Annotated in this window: 14 protein-coding genes; 7 read left to right on the top strand and 7 right to left on the bottom strand. The window is 66.6% G+C overall.

What is annotated here, in order from left to right; translation table 11 throughout:
- Positions 1-38: 38 nt before the first annotated feature.
- The gene (chrA, locus tag IPU70_RS03245; protein WP_207464917.1) at positions 39-1289 is read left to right on the top strand and encodes a chromate efflux transporter; all 1251 of its coding nucleotides are present in this window, start codon (positions 39-41) and stop codon (positions 1287-1289) included.
- Positions 1290-1321: 32 nt separating this feature from the next.
- Here the strand turns inward: chrA and IPU70_RS03240 are convergent, their stop codons facing one another.
- The gene (locus tag IPU70_RS03240; protein ID WP_207464915.1) at positions 1322-2116 is read right to left on the bottom strand and encodes an enoyl-CoA hydratase; all 795 of its coding nucleotides are present in this window, start codon (positions 2114-2116) and stop codon (positions 1322-1324) included.
- A gap of 68 nt (positions 2117-2184) precedes the next feature.
- Positions 2185-3384: a multidrug effflux MFS transporter gene (locus tag IPU70_RS03235; protein ID WP_207464913.1), complete on the bottom strand. Its 1200-nt coding sequence runs from the start codon at positions 3382-3384 to the stop codon at positions 2185-2187.
- Between the two features lie 72 nt (positions 3385-3456).
- On the opposite strand from IPU70_RS03235, the gene IPU70_RS03230 reads away from it, so the two are divergent.
- On the top strand, positions 3457-3777 hold the full coding sequence (locus IPU70_RS03230) for a SelT/SelW/SelH family protein (RefSeq protein ID WP_207464911.1): 321 nt from the start codon (positions 3457-3459) through the stop codon (positions 3775-3777).
- Between the two features lie 94 nt (positions 3778-3871).
- On the opposite strand, the gene IPU70_RS03225 is transcribed toward IPU70_RS03230, so the two are convergent.
- The 3 genes from IPU70_RS03225 to IPU70_RS03215 all read right to left on the bottom strand — a co-directional run bounded on the left by IPU70_RS03225 (position 3872) and on the right by IPU70_RS03215 (position 6638).
- Positions 3872-5398, bottom strand: a complete 1527-nt coding sequence (locus IPU70_RS03225) for a tripartite tricarboxylate transporter permease (RefSeq protein ID WP_207464909.1) — start codon at positions 5396-5398, stop codon at positions 3872-3874.
- A 3-nt stretch (positions 5399-5401) separates the two neighbouring features.
- The gene (locus IPU70_RS03220; RefSeq protein ID WP_207464907.1) at positions 5402-5872 is read right to left on the bottom strand and encodes a tripartite tricarboxylate transporter TctB family protein; all 471 of its coding nucleotides are present in this window, start codon (positions 5870-5872) and stop codon (positions 5402-5404) included.
- 253 nt (positions 5873-6125) lie between these two features.
- Positions 6126-6638 (bottom strand): GFA family protein, encoded by a 513-nt coding sequence (locus IPU70_RS03215; protein WP_207464906.1) that lies wholly within the window; start codon positions 6636-6638, stop codon positions 6126-6128.
- 457 nt (positions 6639-7095) lie between these two features.
- Between IPU70_RS03215 and IPU70_RS03210 the strand changes: the two genes are divergently transcribed.
- A complete protein-coding gene (locus IPU70_RS03210; RefSeq protein ID WP_207464903.1) occupies positions 7096-7233 on the top strand; it encodes a hypothetical protein in 138 nt (45 codons plus the stop codon).
- Between the two features lie 47 nt (positions 7234-7280).
- Here the strand turns inward: IPU70_RS03210 and IPU70_RS03205 are convergent, their stop codons facing one another.
- Together IPU70_RS03205 and IPU70_RS03200 are read right to left on the bottom strand one after the other, a co-directional pair.
- Positions 7281-8831, bottom strand: a complete 1551-nt coding sequence (locus IPU70_RS03205; RefSeq protein ID WP_207464901.1) for a sensor domain-containing diguanylate cyclase — start codon at positions 8829-8831, stop codon at positions 7281-7283.
- Positions 8832-8878: 47 nt separating this feature from the next.
- The gene (locus IPU70_RS03200) at positions 8879-9961 is read right to left on the bottom strand and encodes a site-specific integrase (RefSeq protein WP_207464898.1); all 1083 of its coding nucleotides are present in this window, start codon (positions 9959-9961) and stop codon (positions 8879-8881) included.
- A gap of 147 nt (positions 9962-10108) precedes the next feature.
- On the opposite strand from IPU70_RS03200, the gene IPU70_RS03195 reads away from it, so the two are divergent.
- From IPU70_RS03195 to IPU70_RS03180, 4 genes are all read left to right on the top strand, one after another.
- Positions 10109-11143: a DNA-binding protein gene (locus IPU70_RS03195; protein ID WP_207464896.1), complete on the top strand. Its 1035-nt coding sequence runs from the start codon at positions 10109-10111 to the stop codon at positions 11141-11143.
- 105 nt (positions 11144-11248) lie between these two features.
- On the top strand, positions 11249-12688 hold the full coding sequence (locus IPU70_RS03190; protein ID WP_207464894.1) for a lytic transglycosylase F: 1440 nt from the start codon (positions 11249-11251) through the stop codon (positions 12686-12688).
- A gap of 159 nt (positions 12689-12847) precedes the next feature.
- A complete protein-coding gene (ydiK, locus tag IPU70_RS03185; protein ID WP_207464892.1) occupies positions 12848-13978 on the top strand; it encodes an AI-2E family transporter YdiK in 1131 nt (376 codons plus the stop codon).
- A 220-nt stretch (positions 13979-14198) separates the two neighbouring features.
- A complete protein-coding gene (locus IPU70_RS03180; RefSeq protein ID WP_207464890.1) occupies positions 14199-14924 on the top strand; it encodes an RNA pseudouridine synthase in 726 nt (241 codons plus the stop codon).
- Positions 14925-14972 lie beyond the last annotated feature (48 nt).

Genomic DNA, 14972 nt, shown 5'->3' with positions numbered 1-14972 from the left:
GACCCTGATGCCCCGCCTGCCGAAGAAGCCCGAATCCCATGCCGCCGCTGCCTCCCCCTCAAGACGAACACGTCGCCAGCAAACCCGCCACTGCCACCCGCGAGCAGCCCGGCCAGGGCTCCTGTCTGGAAGTCTTCCTGGTATTCCTGCGCCTGGGGCTGACGTCCTTCGGCGGGCCGGTCGCGCACCTGGCCTACTTCCGCAGCGAATTCGTGGAGCGCAGGCGCTGGCTGGATGACTACGCGTATTCCGACCTGGTGGCGCTTTGCCAGTTCCTGCCGGGGCCGGCCAGCAGCCAGGTCGGCATGGCGATAGGCTTGAAACGCGCCGGCTGGGCCGGCATGGCGGCCGCGTGGATAGCGTTCACGCTGCCCACCGCCGTCGCGCTGATTCTCTTCGCGCTGGGGCTGGCGCAGTTCGGCTGGCTGTCCGCCTCGGGCGCCATCCATGGCCTGAAGGTCGCGGCGGTGGCCATCATCGCGCAGGCGGTCTGGGGCATGGGGCGCTCGCTCTGTCCGGACCGCGAACGGGCCGGACTGGCGGTGGCGGCGGCGCTGATCACCATCCTGATGCCGACCACGCTGGGGCAATTGAGCGCGATCCTGCTGGGCGCCATCGCCGGCATGGCCGCGCTGCAAGTGCCGCCACGTCCGGCGTTGGCGGTGCAGCCGCTGAAGGTGTCGCGCCGTGCCGGGTACACGGCCTTGGCGCTGTTCGTGCTGCTGCTGGCGGGCTTGCCGGCCTGGGCCGCGGTCAGCGGCATGCCGCTGGCGCAGCAGTTCTCCGGTTTCTACCGCGCGGGCGCCCTGGTGTTCGGCGGCGGCCACGTGGTGCTGCCCTTGCTGGATTCCGCGGCGGTGGCGGGCGGCATGGTGTCCAACGCCGATTTCCTGGCGGGCTATGGCGCGGCGCAGGCCATGCCGGGGCCGCTGTTCGCCTTCGCCGCCTTTCTGGGCGCAATGTCGTCCGGCCCCTTATCGGGCTGGGCTGGCGGCCTGATGCTGCTGGTCGCCATCTTCCTGCCGGGCGCCTTGCTGGTGGCCGCCGCGCTGCCGTTCTGGGAAAGCCTGCGGCGGCGTCCAGGCGTGCGCAATCTGATCGCGGGCGTGAACGCCAGCGTCGTCGGCATACTGCTGTCGGCGCTGTACGACCCGGTCTGGACCAGCGCCATCCGCGACCGCGCCGACTTCGGCCTGGCCTTGCTGCTGTTCGGCCTGCTGGTCTACGCGCGCTGGTCGCCCGTGTGGGTGGTGCTGCTGGCCGCGGCAGGCGGATGGGCGCTGGCTTAGCCGGGCCGCGCGCACGGCCCGGCAGGACTGCGCTAGGCCTGCCAGCGCGGCTGGCGCTTCTGCAGGAAGGCGTCTATGCCTTCGCTGGCGTCGGCTTCCATCATGTTGCGGGCCATCACGTCGCCGGCGTAGTCATAGGCGTCCGCCAGCGCCATCTGCCGCTGTTGGTAGAACATGCGCTTGCCGTAGCGGATTGCGGCGGGGCTCTTGGCAAGGATGTCGTCCACCAGCGCACGCACGCGCTGGTCCAGCTGCGCCTCGGGCACCGCGTCATTGACCAGGCCCCAGTCCCTGGCCTGGCCGGCGTCGATGAAGCGCGCCGTCACCAGCATTTCGAAGGCGCGCTTGGCGGACACGTTGCGGCTCAAGGCGACCGCGGGCGTGGAGCAGAACAGGCCGACGTTGATGCCGGATACCGCGAACTTCGCCGTGTCCGCGGCCACGGCCAGGTCGCAGCTGGCCACCAATTGGCAGCCGGCGGCCGTGGCGATGCCATGCACCTTGGCGATCACCGGCACGGGCAGGGCCTGCAGGCCTTGCATCACGGCGCTGCATTTCCTGAAGAGGTCGCGGTAGTAATCCAGCGAGGGCTGGCTGCGCATTTCGCGCAGGTCGTGGCCGGCGCAGAACGCGCGGCCGCTGGATTCCAGCACCACGCAGCGCACGCTCGCATCGCGCGACAGGGCGTCAAGTTCGGCCTGCAGCGCGGCCAGCAGGCTTTCGGACAGCGCGTTGAACTGGCCGGGGCGGTTCAGGCGCAGCGTCACCACGCCGCCTTCGGCATGGCGCGCCAGGACCGGCTCTTGCGCCGCTTCTTCGATATTCATGTCGTCTCCAGGGTGGGCTATTCCTGGATAGTAGAGGGATATGGCGCCTGACGTAGCGGGCTGGGCCCTCAGCCCGCGGCCAAGCGCCGCGCCATGCCCGGCGACAGGCACAGCAGCGGCCCGACGATGACGGCGCCGATCAGCGCCATGGCCAATTGTGGCGACATGCCGCTATCCAGCAGGACGGTGGCGATGACGGCCGATCCGCTCATCTGGAAAAGGCCATACACCGCGGCCGCGGTACCGGCGCGCTCGGCGAACGGCTCCAGCGCCAGGCTAAGGCCCGAACCCAGCGCCAATGAAAAGCCCACGGTCAGCACGGCCACCGGCAACATGAAGACCCAGGCCGACAAGGGCAGCCACAGCCACGCGGCCAGATGCATGGCTGCCGCCGCAAGCAGGGCGGCCATACCCACTCGCACCATGGTATGGCGGCCAAAGCGCGAGATGAAGGCGGGCGCGAGGAAGAAGGCCCCAATGTTGATCGCCGCGTTGCCGCCGAACCAGGCGGAAAAACCCAGTTCGGAATAACCCAGCTGCTGCACCAGCACCACCGGCGCAGCGGAGACGAACACCAGGATCATCGCCATGCCGGCCATGCCGAACGCCGCGAAATACAGAAAACGGCCGCTGGCCGCGATCGGCGCATAGCGGCGCAGGCTGTAGAGCGCGCCTTGCGGCTTGGCGGGCTTGGCCCGCGTCTCCTCGAACCGGATCGCCAGCAAGCCCGCCAGCGTCAACGCGAACAGCACCATGAAGACAAAGGTGCTGCGCCAACCCGCGTGCACCGCCAATGCGCCGCCCACCATGGGCGCCAGCGCGGGCACGGTGCACAGCGCGCCGTTGAGATAGCTGTAGACGCGCGCGCCCACCGCGGGGCTGAAGCAATCGCGCACCGCCGCGAAGGCCACCAGCGAGGCCGAGCAGGCGCCCAGCCCCTGGATCACGCGCGCGACGTAGAACACCTCCAGCGAACTGGCCGAGGCGCCCAGCGCCGAGCCCAGCAGATAGGCCAGCGCACCGCCCAGCGCCACGGGCCGGCGGCCATATCGGTCGGCGAGCGGGCCGATCAGGATCTGGCCCACGCCCACGGCGAAGATGAACAAGGTGATGCTGGCTTGCAGCGCGGTGACCGGCCGGCCATAGTCCTGCGCCATGACGGGCAGGGAGGGCAGATAGATATCGATGCCCATCGGCGTGAGCGTGACCAGTCCCATCAAGAGACCGATCAGCCAGCGTTGGCCGCGAGGGGATAATGCAGACTTCATGGCAGGCTCGGGGTCCAGGCAGACCCGGGAAAACCCGATATTATCCATGAACCGGCGTAGAATCTTCTTCCTATGAATGCACCCGCCCTGCGTCCCCGCATCGTCATCCATTACTGCACGCAGTGCCAGTGGCTGCTGCGCGCCGGCTGGATGGCCCAGGAACTCCTGTCGACGTTCTCCACCGATCTGGGCGAGGTGGTACTGCAGCCCGGCACCGGCGGGATCTTCCAGGTCACCTACAACGGCGAGCTGATCTGGGACCGCAAGAGCGATGGCGGATTTCCCTCGGCCAAGGAGCTGAAGCAGCGCGTGCGCGACCGTCTTGATCCCGGACGCACGCTGGGCCACATCGACGGCCACACTGCCGGGCCCCTGGCCACGCCTGACGCCTAGCCTGTTCTGATCCAGCGGAGCTTTACGCAGGCTCCAGCGCCTGTGAACGGCCGGCCCCGCGAGGCCGGCCGACGTAAAGTGCGCGCTCGCGCCGCTACGCCGAAGACTCCGCCTGCTTCAATGCCTCGCGGCCCTTGCGTTGGCGCACCGCCGACACCACCAGCAAGGCGATCAGTCCCACGCACGCCGCCACGAAACCCAGGCTGATGGGCCGCGTCACGAAGATCGCCAGGTCGCCGCGCGACAGCAGCAGGGCGCGACGGAAGTTCTCTTCCACCATGGGGCCCAGCACGAATCCCAGCAACAGCGGCGCGGGCTCGAAGCGCATGCGGATCAGCGCATACCCCGCCGCGCCGAACAAGGTCACCATGGCCACGTCGAACAGATTGTTGTTGGTGCTGTAGACGCCCACGCAGACGAAGAACAGCGCCGCCGGGAACAGATAGCGGAACGGCACCGTCAACAGCCGCACCCACATGCCGATCAGCGGCAGGTTCAGGAGCAGCAACAGCACGTTGCCGACCCAGAAGCTGGCGATCAGCCCCCAGAACATGTCGGCGTGCTCCACCATCATCTGCGGTCCCGGCTGGATGCCGTGGATGATCAGCGCGCCCAGCATCAGCGCCATCACCGGGTCGCCCGGGATGCCCAGGCTCATGGTGGGAATGAAGCTGGTCTGCGTCGATGCGCTGGTCGCCGCTTCCGGCCCCGCGATGCCCTCGATGGCGCCGCGCCCGAAGCGGCGCGGCTCGCGCGCCACCTTCTTTTCGGTCGCATACGAAATGAACGAGGCGATGGTGGGGCCGGTGCCGGGCAGGATGCCGAAAGCCGCGCCGATGGCCGTGCCGCGCACCAGCGCGCCGCGCGATTGCTTGATGTCGCCGGCTTCGGGCCGCATGGACTTCATGCTGATCTTGGCGGTGGTCACCTTGGCGTCGCCGCCGATGCGGTTGATGTTCTTCAGGAAGTCCGCCACGCCGAACAATCCCATGGCCAGCGCCACGATCTGCAGGCCATCGGACAGTTCAAGAACGCCGAAGTGAAAGCGCATCGTGCCGGTGTTGACGTCGGTACCCACCACGCCCAGCAGCAGTCCCACCACCACCATAGCCACGCCCTTGATCGCCGACCCCTTGGCCAGGGTCGCGCCAGCCAGCAGGCCCAGCATCATCATGGAGAAGTACTCGGCGGGACCGAACTTGAAGGCCACGTCCACCAGCATCGGCGAAAACAGGATCATCGCCAGAATGCCCACCGACGCGCCGCAGAACGACGAGAACATCAGCATGAACAGCGCCGAGCCTGCCTTGCCGTTGCGCGCCAGCGGATTGCCGTCCAGGCAGGCCACCGCGTGCGAGGCGGTGCCGGGCAGGTTCAGCATGATGGAGGTAATGCCGCCGCCATACTGCGAACCGTAGTAGATGCCCGACAGCATCACCAGCGCCGCCGTCGGCGTCATGGTGTAAGTCAGCGGCAGCAGGATGGAAATCGCGGCCAGCACGCCCATGCCCGGCAGCACGCCGATCAGGTTGCCCATGAACACGCCGAAGGCGGCCCACATCAGGTTGTCCAGCGCGAAGGCGACGGAGAACCCGTGCATCAGGTTGTTGAGGATTTCCATCGATCAGCCCCAGCGGAACAGGGGGAACTGCAGCTGCAGCGCCCAGGAGAACACGGCTACGCCCAGCACGGTCACGCCCGCGGCCAGCAAGGCCGCGCTGCGCGGCGTGTGCTGGCGGTCGCCCATTGCGGAAATGAAGACCAGCGCGAAGGTCGCGGGCACCAGACCGCCGTACTTGCCCACCAGGATGAAGGTCATGAGTCCGCCGATGATGCAGCCCCAGCCGCGCCAGTCTGGCGGCGGCTCGTCTTCGGCGTCTTCCTCCACGGCCGCGGGAGCCACGGCCATGCGCGCGATCATCAAGCCCAGCAGCACCAGCAGCACGCCGAGGATGGCGGGGAACATGCCCGGCCCCATGCGCGCAAGGCTGCCGATGTTGTAGGTGGATGCCTGCGCGATGGCGCCCAGGCCCAGCACGATCATCGTGCCCGCTGCCCAGGCCTCGCGCCGCGCGGCGCTGCGTTTGGATTGCATCTGTAGTCCTCCCGTTGTTGTGCTTTTGCCTGACTACGTTCTGAACAAAAGCTGACTTTTGATTGAACGCGGAAGTCTAGAAATTCAAACTTCCGTTCACCTTTCAGGCGGACGGGCAATGCGCAAAACAGGCCGTTTTCCGCCCAAAACGGGGGAAATCCCTAGGCCGCGCGGGAAGCGCGGGCAGGGCAATGCCTTGCGCAATGCGCAGACGGCGACAACGATGAGAAGAAGGAATTGAGTCGCGGCGTTTTCAGCCCTTGGGCACCCAGGGCTTGCGCTGGCTGCCGGCCAAGGCGGCGTCCAGGCGCTGCTTGGCAGCCTCGGGCCAGCAGGTGTCCATGTCGTAGAACTCGTCGGCCGCCGGCACGTCGTCCGGCATGCCCACCCACGGATGCTTGGAGCGCACGAAGCAATGCGCACCGGGTGGAAAATCGGCGGCCCGGTCCAGTGTGCCCGCGTATACCAGCGCCACCGTTTCGCCATAGCCAGGATGATGGCTCCACAACAGGCCGAAGCAGGACGCGCAACGCACCACCACGACGCTCTCGCCATCGTTGGCGGTCTTGTCCGCGGGATAGCGGCGCAGTTCGCCCTGCAAGCTGCGCACCCGGTCGGATTCGATCACCGCATTCATGGCGAAGGCAGTGCCGGAGTGGCGCTGACACAAGGTGCAATGGCAGCAATGCACAAACATCGGCGGACTTGCGAGGCGGTAGCGCACGGCGCCGCAATCGCAGCCGCCTTCGATGGGAGCTGGGTTCACGATGTGTCTCCTGTGGCAGGTGTACCCAGTGTATTGAGGCGACCCGCCGCAGGGCAGTGGCGATCGCGTCACGATGCGGGGGGATTTGCGTCAGCGCCGCGGCCGCGGCGCCCCAGCCCCGATCAAGTTCCGCGGCGGATCGCCAGCCGGACAGAAGCAGTTGCGGGTCAGCCCAGTCCTGTGGATCGGGGGTGGGCGAGCCCCGTGCGCCATTATTGCTTTTTCAGTCAATATAATGCTAAAATACAGCAACTTTCGGCAAAATTATAATAAAACCAAACGTCGGAATGTGTGTAAGTCGCTGGCGGCTGCGGCCGCCATTTTCGTTTGCGTTGCCTGCGCGCATGCCCCCCGCGCCCCGATGGCATCCATTGGAACAGCATCCATGGCACGCACGAATCTCATGCATTGCGCTTGATGCGGGGGAAAGCCATGCGCCCTGAACAGGAGAACGTTCATGTCTCATCAACTCGTCGGCAAGAAGTGGCAATTCGAGATTCCGCCCCTGGATTGGAAGGCGCCCGAGACCAATAAAGAAGCGGACATCAAGGCCGCTCCGGTGGACGCGGACGCAGCCGAAGACAAGGACGCCTGACCTGGCGCCGAATCAGCCCTGAGTTTGCCGCCCTGCGGGCAGGGGCGTCAGGCCGCGTGTGTCACCACGCGGTTGCGCCCTTGCTGCTTGGCCGCATACAGCGCGGCATCGGCGGCCTGGAACACCATATCCACGTCCGCGCTGCCCGCCGACCATTGCGCCACGCCAGCCGACACCGTGATCTCCAGCGCGCCCTTCAGGCGGTGCGTCTCCGTCCTTCTGCGCAGGCGCTCGGCCATGCCCGCCGCCTCCTTGGTCCCCGCGCCGGGCAGCAGGATCAGGAATTCCTCGCCGCCGTTGCGACAGAGGATGTCGCTCGGGCGCGAACAGTCGCGCATCAGCTGCGCCATGCCCTGTATCACTTCATCGCCAGCCGTGTGGCCGTAGGTATCGTTGACCCGCTTGAAGTGGTCGATGTCCAGCGCGATCACGGCAAACGGCGTTTCGGCCGCCTGCAACGTTTCCACCGCCTGCCGCGTGCCGCGACGGTTGCGCAGTCCGGTCAGGGGATCGGTGATGCTGGCCTGGTTGAGCTTGCCGATCTTGTCCTGCAGATTGGTGTAGCTCCTGATCACTGCGCGCTTCAGGCGTTCGGCCTCGAAGTACCAGGCTTGCACCGAGCGCACCCGCTGCATCGCCTCCGCCATGTCGTGGTGCTCGACATTGGTCGCCAGTTGCGACAGCGGCTGCGAAATCTTGCGCGCACACCACCAGATCGCCAGCAGGAATAGCAGGGCGAAGGGCGCCGCGTAGCGGATCAGCGCCCAGATGAGGTCGTTCAGAGGTTCCAGCGTGGCCTGCGCGGGACGCTGCGCGACCACGCCCCAGCCGCTGCGCGACACGTGGGCATATCCCGCCAGCATGTCCACGCCGTGCGTATTGACCAGGCGCTGCGCGCCGTCCTCGCCGCGCATCACCGCTGCCACCACCGGGTTGCCGCTCACATCCTCGCCCACGCGTTTGCTGTCGAGGTGATAGATCAGCCGCCCATCGCTGTCCACCACATACAGATATGAGCCATCCTGGTAGGGATGCTTGCCCAACAGATTGTGCAGGGCTCCCTCGTCGCGCAGGTAGATCGTGCCTGAGACATAACCCAGGTAGGCGCCGCTCTCCGAATGAATCGGATGGGAGACGTTGATCAGCAGATTGCCGGCGATGGACACATAGGGCTTGCTGATCAGCGGCTTGCGCGTTTGCAGCGCCATGCGGCTGCTGGCATTGTCGACCCGCGCGCCCTCGAAGTTGCGGATGCCCTGGCTGGCGGCCAGCATGATGCCGTCGGCGCGGACGATGCCAACAGAGTTGAAGCTGTCGGTCTGCTCCTGCAGGCGCGCAACTTCCGCGATCAGCAGGGCCGGCGAATCGAAGCGTGCCGCCACGTGCCGGGCACTGTATTCCAGTTGCCGCAAGGCCGACTCCAGGAAAGTGCCGGTGCTTGCAGCCAGCTTGGCGGCGTAGACCCGGTTGGCTTCCAGCGTGTTGGCGATAAGCTGTTCGCGCTGCACGCGGTAGCTGGCGTACAAAGCGTTGGCGGTAGCGGCGAGGGCGCTGAATACGGTAAGCGCAAGCACGAGCCCGCGTAGGTTGATTCGCATGTGGATCGTGTCAGGCTGGATTCGGATTGCGGCGAGTGCGCGCGATTTTACCCGCGCGGGGCGTCCGGCTCGTCCAGCAGGCGGGCGGCGGGCGATCCGGCCGCCGCCCCGGCGCGGAAGTAACCCATCACGGTAGCCACGCTGGCATGGCCGGTCATGGCCATGGTGTCGCCCAGCGGCACGTTCCGGCGGCCCGCCTCGGTCACGAATCCGGAACGCAGGCTGTGCGCCGAATAGTCACCCTCCAGGCCGGCCAGCCTGCAGCGTTCCAGCACGATGTCCCGCACCGCGGCCGCGGCCAGCGGCTCGCCCACCACGTCGCCGCGCCGCACCCGGCGGAACAGCGGGCCTTGCGTGATGCCGCTGGCGCGCAGCCACGCATCGAGCGCCTGGGCAGCCATGCCGGCGATGGGCTTCTGGTCGTTGGCACGGGCGGCGCCCGATTGATTGGTCTTGGAATGCGCCAGCGCAAACAGAAAGCCATCGGCCGTGCGCCGCGTGTTTTCCATCGTCGCGCGCACCACCTCGGAGCGCCTGCGGCCGCCGCTGGCCCAGGCGAACAGGAGCAGGGCGCGGTCGCGCACCCCGCGCAGGGAATCGTCGCAGGTCGCCAGCATGGCTTCCAGCGGCTCGCGCGTCAGCGCCACCTTCTTGGCCGGCGCGGCGCCGCGCCGGGCGTAAGCGCGACGCGTCCTGGAAAGCAATTCGCGCACCGCGGCGGCGCGGCAAGGGTTGGGCTGGCCGTGCAGTTCATGCGCCTTGGACAGCACCGATATGCGCTGCAACAGCGTGTTCAGGCTGGGCGCGCCCAGCCTGCCTTTGGCCTTGAGCCGCACCAGCTCCTGGTCCAGCGCCAGGGGCAATTCCCATTTCAGCCCCTGTTCGGTGGTGCGCTGGGCATGGTCGACCACGAACTGGATCACGGCGGCTTCCGGGACGGGCAGGGCGAAGGGACGGAAATAGCGCAGTTCGAACCATGCGCTCCAGTAGCGGATGGCGGCGCGGTAGCTGGCAACCGTGTTGGCCGAGCTGCCTTCGCGCATCAGGGCGCTTGCCGCGGCATCGGCCTGGGCGTCCAGGGTGAGCGGGTCCAAGGCGGGCAGCGGCGCCTGCGATTTCAGCTGTGTCATGGGCGGAAGAGTGTGGAAAATTCCATTTCATACATATTATTATGTATGCTGTATGATATCTAACCTATAAATCAAATTACTCACGATAAGGTTCCATTATCGTGAGTAATTATCCTACAGATACGAAATCGGGCACGGAGCAAGCGCATGGCCACGGGAATTACCGAAACTGACGTCTGGACTGCCGCCGACGCCTTGCTGCTGGAGGGCGCGCGGCCCACCATCGAGCGGGTGCGGCAGAAGATAGGCCGCGGCTCGCCCAATACCGTCAGTCCTTACCTGGAAACCTGGTTCCGCTCGCTGGGCGCGCGCATCAAGGACCCCGGCGCGTTCTCGGCGCCAGCGGCCGTGCCTGACCCGGTGGCGCAGGCGGCGGCCCACTTCTGGGAATCCGCTTTGGCCGAGGCACGCGCGCAACAGGAGCACGCTTATCGCGGGCGCTGGGAAGAACTGGCGCGGGAAGGGGAGCAGTTGGCGTCCAACGCCGAACAGCTGCAACAACGCGAAGCCCAGTTGGCGCATCGCGAACAGGACCTGCAGGAAGCGCTCAGGGTGGCCACGGCCCAATTGGACGCCGCCGAAGACCGCTTGCAAGCGGCCGAACGGCAGCTGCGGCAGCGCGACGAATTGCTCAAGCGGAACCAGCTGCAATTGGAAGACGCCCGCAGCGCCACCCAGGCTGCGCTGGCGGAAAGCGAGAAGATCCACGCGCAACATGCCCAGGCGCTCGCCGCAACAGAAACCCGCCACGCCACCCATGAGCGCCGCTGGCTGAACGAACTGGACAGCGAGCGCGGCGCCGTCAAGCGACTGCAGGCGCGGCTGGACGAAGCGCAAGCGGCCAGCCAACAACAGGCGGCCCAGGCCCGCAAGGGATTGGAACAGGAACAGGATCAGCGCCGGCAGGCAGAGCAGGACGCGCAGGGCTTGCGTGCCGACGTCCAAGCCCTGCATGTGCGCCAGCAGGCTGACCAGGCAGCGGCAAGCGCAGCCCTGGCGGCGGCCCGTGAGCGCGAACAATCGCTGGAAACCAGGCTCGCGGCCGCCGAGCAGCGCTCGTCCGAGTACCTGGCGCAACTGAAAGGAAAGGACGCGCAACTGGGCGAATTGACCCGGCATCTGATGGCGCAAGTCCAGCGGCAGGATGCGGGACTTGCGCCGCCCGACAATTCCCATCCCTAGCGTCCCGATTCGGATTATTGTTATAGGCACGGCGGGCCGCGCAAGGCGCCTCGCCGCGCGGCGTACGAAACGTGTAGCAGCACGACCGGGCCTGCCGGAGGAACTATGTCATTTCGCGTGATTGCCTTGATGCTTTGCGCGCTGTTGCAATGGTTGCCTCCAACGGCCGGGTACGCCCAGCCGGCGAAGGCCAAGGGCGACCCGCTGGCGCTGGCCTACAACGTCAAACCCTGGACCGGCGATTTCGACGGCATGGTCAAGCGCCGCCAGGTGCGGGTGCTGGTGCCCTACAACAAGACGCTGTACTTCCTGGACAAGGGCGGCACCCAGCGCGGCATCATCGCGGACATGATGACTGCGTTCGAGAACGACCTGAACAAGCAGCTCAAGACCAAGAACATCCGCGTGTACGTGGTGTTTCTGCCGACCTCGCGCGAACGCCTCATTCCCGACCTGCTGGCGGGCAAGGGCGACATCATTGCGGCCAATTTGACGATCACCGACGAACGCCAGAAGCTGGTGGACTTCTCCACGCCCTTGGCTACTGGCGTGCGGGAACTTGTGGTCGCCTCGCCAGGGGCGCCCGAATTGAAGTCGCTGGATGACCTGGCTGGGCAGGAGATCTTCATCAGCCCGGTCAGCAGCTACTACGGCAGCGTCAAGAAGCTCAACGCGGACCTGCAGTCGCGGGGGCTCAAGCCCGCCATCATCCGCGATGCGCCCGGCACCTTCGAGACCGACGACATCCTGGAGATGGCCAGCGCGGACCTGGTCAAGTACACCGTCGCCGACCGCTATCTGGCCAATTTCTGGAAGCAGATATTCCCCCAGATCCGGGTCTATGAAAACCTGGAGGTCGACAGCGGCAACGACATCGCTTTCGCCTTCCGCAAGAACTCCCCCAAGCTCGCGGCGGTGCTCAACCCCTTCATGGAGAAGAACCGCATCGGCACGTCGTTCGGCAATCAGCAGCTGACCAAGTACCTGAAATCCGTAAAGTGGGTAAAGGCCGCCACCGACCCCGAGGAAATCGAGAAATTCCACCGCCTGGCGGATTTCTTCCGCAAGTACGGCGATCAATACAACATCGACTGGCTGCTCATGATGGCGCAGGGCTACCAGGAGTCCCGGCTGGACCAGGACGCCAAGAGCTCGGTCGGGGCGATCGGCGTCATGCAGATCATGCCGGCCACCGGCAAGGAGCTGAAAGTCGGCGATATCCGGCGCGAGGAATACAACATCCATGGCGGCGTCAAATACATCCGCTTCATGATCGACCAGTACTATGCCAAGGAACCCATGACCGATCTGAACAAGGGCTTGTTCGCCTTCGCGGCCTACAACGCCGGGCCGGGCCGGATCAGCCAGCTGCGCAAGGAAGCCAGCGCCAAGGGACTGGACCCGAATGTCTGGTTCGACAACGTCGAGCGCGTGGCGGCCGAACGCATCGGGCGCGAAACGGTGCAATACGTGAGCAACATCTACAAGTACTACATCGCCTATACGTTGATCCGCGCCCAGGGCGCGGGCGCGGCGCCGGGCTAGGGCGGGGCGTTCCCACGGCTTGCGGGCGTCCGCGGTATATGTCCGCGGGAATTTCGGATAAATTCGCCACAGGCGCATCCGCATGCACCCATCCGGCAGACGCCCCGCCGGCATCGATGCGCCGCAAACCAGGGCCAGGGGCCCTGTCAGGAGCAGCGGTTGAATCCTCTTCCACGCCAGACGGTCGATCTCGCCCGCATCATCCTCGTCATCGTGATCCTGGCCGGCCTGATGGCGGGCAGCGTCTACATCCTGCGCCCCTTCCTGCCCGGACTGGTCTGGGCCACCACCATCGTCGTGGCCACCTGGCCGGTCATGCTGGCGATACAGCGCTATTGCGGCGGGCGGCGCTGGATCGGCACGATGACAATGTTGGTCATCCTCCTGTTCGTCATCGTGCTGCCCCTGTACGAGGTGATCTCGACGCTGGCGCTGCATAGCAGCACCATCATGGCGGCGGTCAAGAGCCTGCCCGACTACGCGCTGCTGGCGCCGCCCGCCTGGGTTCACGGCATTCCGCTGATCGGCCCCAAGATCGCGCAGGAATGGCAGACCTTATCGGACGCCGGCGCCGGCGGCCTGCTGGCCAAGCTGGAACCCTATCTGACCAGCGCCGTGACGTGGCTGCTGGGGCATGCCGCCATCGTTGGCGCCTTCATGATGCATATGTTGATCACGGTAGTCGTGGCCGGCATCCTCTATACCAAGGGCGAGGTGGCGGTCGACTTCGTGCGGCGCTTCTTCAACCGGCTGGCGGGCCAGCGCGGCCTGGCGGCGGTCAAGCTGGCCGGGCAGGCGATACGCGCCGTGGCGCTCGGCATCGTCGTGACCGCCGTGGTGCAGTCCGGCCTGGGCGGCATCGGCCTGTGGATCGCGGGCGTACCGGCCGCCGGCATCCTCACCGCGCTGATGGTGATGCTGTGCCTGGCGCAGCTTGGGCCTTTTCTGCCCATGCTGGGCGGCGTGGTCTGGCTGTTCCAGAACGACATGAAGCTGGCGGCCGCGGTGCTGCTGGTCTGGGCGGTGCTGGTGGCGATGCTGGACAACCTGCTGCGGCCGCTGCTCATCAAGCGCGGGGTCAACCTGTCGCTGCTGCTGATCCTGGTGGGCGTGCTGGGCGGGCTGTTCGCGTTCGGCATCGTCGGCCTGTTCATCGGCCCGGTGATCCTGGCGGTGACCCATACGCTGCTCAAGGCCTGGATCGACGAAGTGCCGCCGCCCGCCGCGCTGGCCGCCGACGCGCAGCCCGCGGAGACGCCTGCGGAACGTGCCGGATTCCCGCCGGTCTAGAACGGCGGGCGCCCTCGACGATCAATCGGGCGCGCCGGGCAGCAGGCCAGGGAAGGGCGTAACATCTGCCTCACGTCGCGGGCTCATGGCCCGCTTTCCTGGCAACACCCCGGCAATACCTCATGACGATGCACCCTCTGGCGCCGCTCCAACGCGGCTTCCCCTCCTGGCCCGCTGCCCGGGCCAATTCCGCAGCCTCTCTCCACAAGGCGGTAACGCAATGAGCGCAAGCGTACGCCTGGCCAAGCGCTTGGCCGATGAACTGTCGTGCTCGCGCGGCGACGCCGAACGATACATAGAAGGCGGATGGGCCGCGGTGGACGGCAAGCCGGTGGAGGAACCAGGCTTTCGCGTCGAACCCGGCCAGTCCGTCGGCCTCCTGCCCGGCGCGCGCCTGGAAGATGTGCGGCCCGTGACCATCCTGCTGCACAAGCCCGCGGGTATTTACGCCAATGACGAGCCCGGCTCCGCGCGCGACCTGATCCTGCCGGAAAACCTGATGCCCGGCGACCGCTCTGGGCAACGCTATCTGAGGCGCATGTTCAACGGCCTGAAGCTCGTCACGCCGCTGGAACGCGCGGCCAGCGGCCTGGTCGTCTACACGCAGGAATACCCGGTGGCGCGCAAGCTGGTGGAGGAAGGGCGCTACGTCGAGCAGGAGTACGTGGCCCAGGTATCCGGCCAGCTCAGCGCCGCCGATCTGGCGCGCCTGCAGCGCGGGATGGCCTATGACGGCCGCGCCGCCACGCCCATGAAGGTCAGTTGGCAGAACGAGACCCACCTGCGCTTCGCCTTGAAGACGCCTGCGCCCGGATTCATCGAATACGTATGCGACGCGGCCGGATTGCGCCTGCAGGCCCTGCGGCGCATCCGCATCGGCCGCCTGCCCATGGCGGGGCTGGCCCCCGGACAATGGCGCTACCGCCTGGAATACGAACGCTTCTGACGGCAGCAGGGATAACTATGGAACAAGCGCCGCAAGGCCAGCGACCAG

Origin of the sequence: Achromobacter sp. SD115 (genome assembly GCF_017355315.1) — a bacterium.
In the GTDB taxonomy this organism is placed as follows: domain Bacteria; phylum Pseudomonadota; class Gammaproteobacteria; order Burkholderiales; family Burkholderiaceae_B; genus Achromobacter; species Achromobacter xylosoxidans_B.
Note: the sequence above shows the minus strand (reverse complement) of the source record. Positions and strands in the feature narration are given on the sequence as shown.